This window comes from Acrocarpospora catenulata (assembly GCF_018476525.1).
Classification (GTDB): Bacteria; Actinomycetota; Actinomycetes; order Streptosporangiales; family Streptosporangiaceae; genus Acrocarpospora; species Acrocarpospora catenulata.
The window spans coordinates 1-1,793 of sequence record NZ_JAHCST010000147.1 but is presented as its reverse complement, the minus strand read 5'-3'; the positions used below and the strand labels follow the sequence as shown (position 1 = coordinate 1,793).

Annotated in this window: 2 rRNA genes; both read right to left on the bottom strand. The window is 57.1% G+C overall.

The window, feature by feature from the left end:
• Positions 1-11: 11 nt before the first annotated feature.
• Positions 12-128, bottom strand: a 5S ribosomal RNA gene (gene rrf, locus KIP79_RS46090).
• Positions 129-275: 147 nt separating this feature from the next.
• Positions 276-1,793, bottom strand: a 23S ribosomal RNA gene (locus tag KIP79_RS46085); the annotation flags it as partial.

Genomic DNA, 1,793 nt, shown 5'->3' with positions numbered 1-1,793 from the left:
TTCGAAAGATTGTCCGGCGGCGTCCTACTCTCCCACACCGTCCCCGGTGCAGTACCATCGGCGCTGGAGGGCTTAACTTCCGGGTTCGGAATGAGACCGGGTGTTTCCCCACCGCTATAACCACCGAAACACTATGAAACCATCAAACCACAACAGTCCACAACAGACGTGCGTGTTTGCTGTTTCTGAATCACACAGTGGACGCGAGCACAACACCTGCAAAGCAGCGCAGCCTCAAAGAAGCGCAGCACACTCCACAAAGCGTCTATTGCTTTATGGTCAAGTCCTCGGCCGATTAGTACCGGTCAGCTCCACACGTTACCGCGCTTCCACACCCAGCCTATCAACCCCATCATCTATGGGGGGCCTTACCCCTTCACAGGGAGGGAGACCTCATCTCAAGACGAGCTTCCCGCTTAGATGCCTTCAGCGGTTATCCCTTCCGAACGTAGCCAACCAGCCATGCCCTTGGCAGAACAACTGGCACACCAGAGGTTCGTCCGTCCCGGTCCTCTCGTACTAGGGACAGCCTCTCTCAAGTCTCCTACGCGCGCAGCGGATAGGGACCGAACTGTCTCGCGACGTTCTAAACCCAGCTCGCGTACCGCTTTAATGGGCGAACAGCCCAACCCTTGGGACCTACTCCAGCCCCAGGATGCGACGAGCCGACATCGAGGTGCCAAACCATCCCGTCGATATGGACTCTTGGGGAAGATCAGCCTGTTATCCCCGGGGTACCTTTTAGCCGTTGAGCGACACCGCTTCCACACGCCGATGCCGGATCACTAGTCCCAGCTTTCGCTCCTGCTCGACCCGTCGGTCTCACAGTCAAGCCCCCTTGTGCACTTACACTCAACACCTGATTGCCAACCAGGCTGAGGGAACCTTTGGGCGCCTCCGTTACCCTTTAGGAGGCAACCGCCCCAGTTAAACTACCCACCAGACACTGTCCCCCACCCGGATCCACGGGCGCGGGTTAGACATCCAAAACGATCAGAGTGGTATTTCACCAATGACTCCACGATAACTAGCGTCACCGCTTCCCAGTCTCCCACCTATCCTACACAAACCGTCCCAAACACCAATGTCAAGCTGTAGTGAAGGTCCCGGGGTCTTTCCGTCCTGCTGCGCGTAACGAGCATCTTTACTCGTAGTGCAATTTCACCGGGTCTGCGGTTGAGACAGCGGGGAAGTCGTTACGCCATTCGTGCAGGTCGGAACTTACCCGACAAGGAATTTCGCTACCTTAGGATGGTTATAGTTACCACCGCCGTTTACCGGCGCTTAAGTTCTCAGCTTCGCCACTTACGTGGCTAACCGGTCCCCTTAACGTTCCGGCACCGGGCAGGCGTCAGTCCGTATACATCGTCTTACGACTTCGCACGGACCTATGTTTTTAGTAAACAGTCGCTTCCCCCTGGCCACTGCGACCCCCACCAGCTCAGACAGCACGTGCCATCACCAGCAGAGGCCCCCCTTCTCCCGAAGTTACGGGGGCAATTTGCCGAGTTCCTTAACCACAGTTCACCCGAACGCCTTAGTATTCTCTACCTGACCACCTGAGTCGGTTTAGGGTACGGGCCGCCACACCACTCACTAGAGGCTTTTCTCGGCAGCATAGGATCACCCACTTCGCCACAATCGGCTCGGCATCACACCTCAGACACATAGAGCGCGGATTTGCCTACGCCCCGTCCTACATGCTTACCCCGGGACAACCACCGCCCGGGATGGGCTACCTTCCTGCGTCACCCCATCGCTTACCTACTACCAGATCAGGCCGAGCGTTCACT